The sequence below is a fragment of the Myxacorys chilensis genome, assembly GCF_059505265.1.
The window spans coordinates 1-3,123 of the sequence record NZ_JCACKG010000209.1; the positions used below are offsets into that span (position 1 = coordinate 1).

5 protein-coding genes are annotated in these 3,123 nt (G+C 49.8%); 1 reads left to right on the plus strand and 4 read right to left on the minus strand.

Features of this window, described 5'->3' with window-relative positions; genetic code table 11:
- Positions 1-272: 272 nt before the first annotated feature.
- Complete coding sequence (locus AC5JLB_RS20575) at positions 273-698, minus strand: hypothetical protein (RefSeq protein WP_495875684.1); 426 nt, start codon at positions 696-698, stop codon at positions 273-275.
- 132 nt (positions 699-830) lie between these two features.
- Here AC5JLB_RS20575 and AC5JLB_RS20580 point away from each other — a divergent pair, with 132 nt between their 5' ends.
- Entirely contained in the window at positions 831-1,196 is a 366-nt protein-coding gene (locus AC5JLB_RS20580) for a hypothetical protein (protein ID WP_495875685.1), read from the plus strand.
- Here AC5JLB_RS20580 and AC5JLB_RS20585 read toward each other — a convergent pair.
- The 3 genes from AC5JLB_RS20585 to AC5JLB_RS20595 all read right to left on the minus strand — a co-directional run.
- On the minus strand, positions 1,119-1,646 hold the full coding sequence (locus AC5JLB_RS20585) for a hypothetical protein (protein WP_495875686.1): 528 nt from the start codon (positions 1,644-1,646) through the stop codon (positions 1,119-1,121). The genes AC5JLB_RS20580 and AC5JLB_RS20585 overlap by 78 nt on opposite strands.
- Before the next feature lie 372 nt (positions 1,647-2,018).
- Positions 2,019-2,516, minus strand: a complete 498-nt coding sequence (locus AC5JLB_RS20590) for a cupin domain-containing protein (RefSeq protein WP_495875687.1) — start codon at positions 2,514-2,516, stop codon at positions 2,019-2,021.
- A 132-nt stretch (positions 2,517-2,648) separates the two neighbouring features.
- Positions 2,649-3,123: hypothetical protein (locus AC5JLB_RS20595; RefSeq protein ID WP_495875688.1), on the minus strand; the 475-nt coding region annotated here is incomplete at its 5' end.

The following is a 3,123-nucleotide window of genomic DNA, read 5'->3' on the forward strand; positions in this document are numbered from 1 at the left end:
TCATTGCTGCTCCAACAGCTTTGGACGACGCTAGATTTTTGGACAACCGTTGTCTTCGCTTCACAGAAATGGACGAGACAACTTAATTTGTGAGCGTAGAGGATTTACCAAGCTGCCGTCAAGTCAATCGGGGTCAATTTTTGTGAGTAAACATGAAGGTAGGGATGAAGGATGAGGGATGAAACAAAGCAATCCTGTTTTTTCGTCCTTCATCCCTCCTTGCGAAGCGTTGCCGCAAGCGTTCTTATCCCTCATCCTTCATCCCTCATCCCTCATCCCTCTACTTCCACCGTCTTACTCGTCGCCTTGCCATTCGTTTCTGCCTTTGCCAAACTAGGTGCAGTCTCCTCAGGAGTCGTCTTACCTTCCGCCTTACGACGCTGTGGATTATTAGACCCTCCTGCTTCGCCATACTCCCAACTGGTTTTGCCATAGCGAGCCGCCACACACATCAACATCTTGCCAGAGAAGCTCTTTAGCTCCTGCTCTGCCAATGTAATTTCACCCGTTAGCTTATCCAAAGCACCGAGTAGGTTGTTGTAAGTAGACACTTGAGAATCGAGTGAAGCAATCTTGTTATCGTAGGCGTTTAAATTCAGCCCATCTCCAAAATCGAGCGTTTCACTGATGGCGTGCATTCCAGCCGCCCGTTTTTGCGCTTCAGTCACCACCATAGAGCCACGTTTAGGACGCGTCATTGTTTTATTTCTCCTAAGGTTGTCTGCCAAAATCTAACGAATCCAAACAGAAATTTCCCTGAGAACAAATAAGTAAACTTTGAGCAACCCAGCAAAGCAGCCAAAATTCTCTGGTATTTCTACTCAAGGCATTTGACTGAACTATTTATCTTTCAGGTTGCGATCGCGTTCACTCGTGCAGTTGACGCGATCGATCGTGAAGTTGGAGCGATCGATCGACGAGTTGCCGCGATCAATCGACGAGTTGGCGCGATCGATCGACGAGTTGCCGCGATCGATCGACGAGTTGGAGCGATCAATCGACGAGTTGACGCGTTCACTCATGAAGTTGACGCGATCGATCGTGAAGTTGGCGCGATCAATCGTGAAGTTGGCGCGATCAATCGTGAAGTTGGAGCGATCGCTTTGTTAGGCCACGCCCTATCTGAGTCGCCCATGCGCAGAACGGCGAAACAGCCACGCCGATCCGGCGAACAGCGCAACGAAGAACCCATTTAGAACCGAAAGCTCTAGCGGTCCGCTCCACGGGTCGCCCAACCTGGCAACCAGCGCGATCGCGGCTACCAACGTCTGAGCGATCGCTGTAGCGAACAGCGCGCGGGCCATCCCACGGGGCCGGAAGCGCGCAATGAAGGCACCGATGATTCCGACGGCGAGCACCCCAAGGTACATCAGGTTAGCAGGGTCGCCATCCCTCCCGATGATGCCGACGCCGAGGCTCAGCCAGACGAGGATGAATGCTGCCGCGATCGCGACGCCGACGGCGAATCGGTACGTGGGGTTGTACGTGTTCATCGTTCCTCCTGGGTTGATGGATCCTGGATTGATGGATAGTGTAGTGCTGTGTACTTTATTCAGCAAAGTGATGCAAGATTCCGCAAAGTGATGCAAGCGCAGGAACAGCACACTGAACAGCAGGTGGAGCCGAAGCGGTTGGGTGCGGCTCATGGCGCACGGACTCCATCCCTCTTCCCCTCACCCTAGCCCTCTCCCGCTCCACGCTACCGTGTACACACAAGTCGAGCGATGAGTCATTGCCGAGATCCTTCGCCCCCTAAATCCTCCAAAATTGGGGGACTTTGAACCGTTACCATTCTTCGGACGCTAGAGATCTTTCTTTGTCAAAGTCTCCCAGCATGGGGGATTTAGGGGGCAGAAGGCGACCCAAACGAAGCGACATCGACTTGTGTGTACACGGTAGCCGCTCCACGTGGAGCAGCGCGGCCTAACGCCCCGATTAATCAGGCGCGCGAATGGCACTGCAAAGATGCCTAAGAATCACGCTTTGCGCGCTCCAGTCCAACCGACTATGGGGTGTTCTTAATAAGCGCGACCATCTTTGTACGTTAAAGCCCATTCGCCATTCGGCAATTGTGTTGCTTTAAGATCATCATTCGGGTATTCGACCTCATCTCCTTCTGTGCGTTTAGCGCAAAGCGCAACTGCGAAGCAACCGCCAATCTCCAGGTATGTCACATCCTCTTCAGACCGATTGATAAGTTGATGGGCTATTCCTGTACCTGCTGTAAAGCCATAGCAGTCACCAGGATTCAAAGTGAATTCCTGTTCTCCAAGAACCAGAGTTGGGGTTCCTTCCAGTACAAAGATGAATTCATCCTGCTTCGAGTGACTGTGAGCAAGGGCAGATATTGCGCCTGGTGAAAGATGAGTTAAATTGACCCCAAAGTTAGTCAGCCTGAAGAACTCGCCAAGTTTGCGTTTCAATCGACCTTTGACAAGTGAAGCATACGGCTCTGGATAGATTGTCTTGCCCATTGACGCTGGAATAGATTTTGCCAAAATCGGCGATCGCTTCACGGTATCCTCCTACCCGTCACGTAACGTTGCTGCTCAGCGGTTGCAAGCCAGCTTTATCACCTTACGAGCCAGAACCAACAATCCGTTGCAACAGCATTATTAGCCTGCTGATTTCATAGGTAGAGTACACACTCAATCTGGGCCTATCTCATAACTTAACCATTCAAGTGCTTCTTGTACAGATGTGACATCAGATCGCATACAAACAAATTCGACTTGACCTGTAGCTGAGGAAATTGTTTTTAGCAGAATAATTGGGTCTTCTTTAACCTCACTATTATCAACATTGTTCTCTTCGCCTTGATTCACCTCAATTTTGAACAGTTTAGATTCTTGCAAAGAGTCAAGCTCTTCTACTTCCAATTCTTCGCAAATGCAGTCAAACCCAATACGTTGAATTAACCGTTGCTTATTTCCATCATCGTATTCTCGCAATAACCATTGGGCTTGCAAAACATTTTGAGGAAGTGCTTCTAAAAGGGCACGTCTTAAATCTGAACTAGGCTCTTCTAGATACCATGAGCTTTGCCAATGGCGCGGATGGGTATCTATATAACTTAAGTTGCTAGTTAGAAGCGGCAGGGGAAGCAAAGCAAATAAAATCTCT

What these genes read in the sequence shown, in the direction of transcription:
- AC5JLB_RS20585 (WP_495875686.1), bottom strand. Translation starts at nt 1,646, where the DNA reads ATGAGCCGCACCCAACCGCTTCGGCTCCACCTGCTGTTCAGTGTGCTG.
- AC5JLB_RS20575 (WP_495875684.1), bottom strand. Translation starts at nt 698, where the DNA reads ATGACGCGTCCTAAACGTGGCTCTATGGTGGTGACTGAAGCGCAAAAA.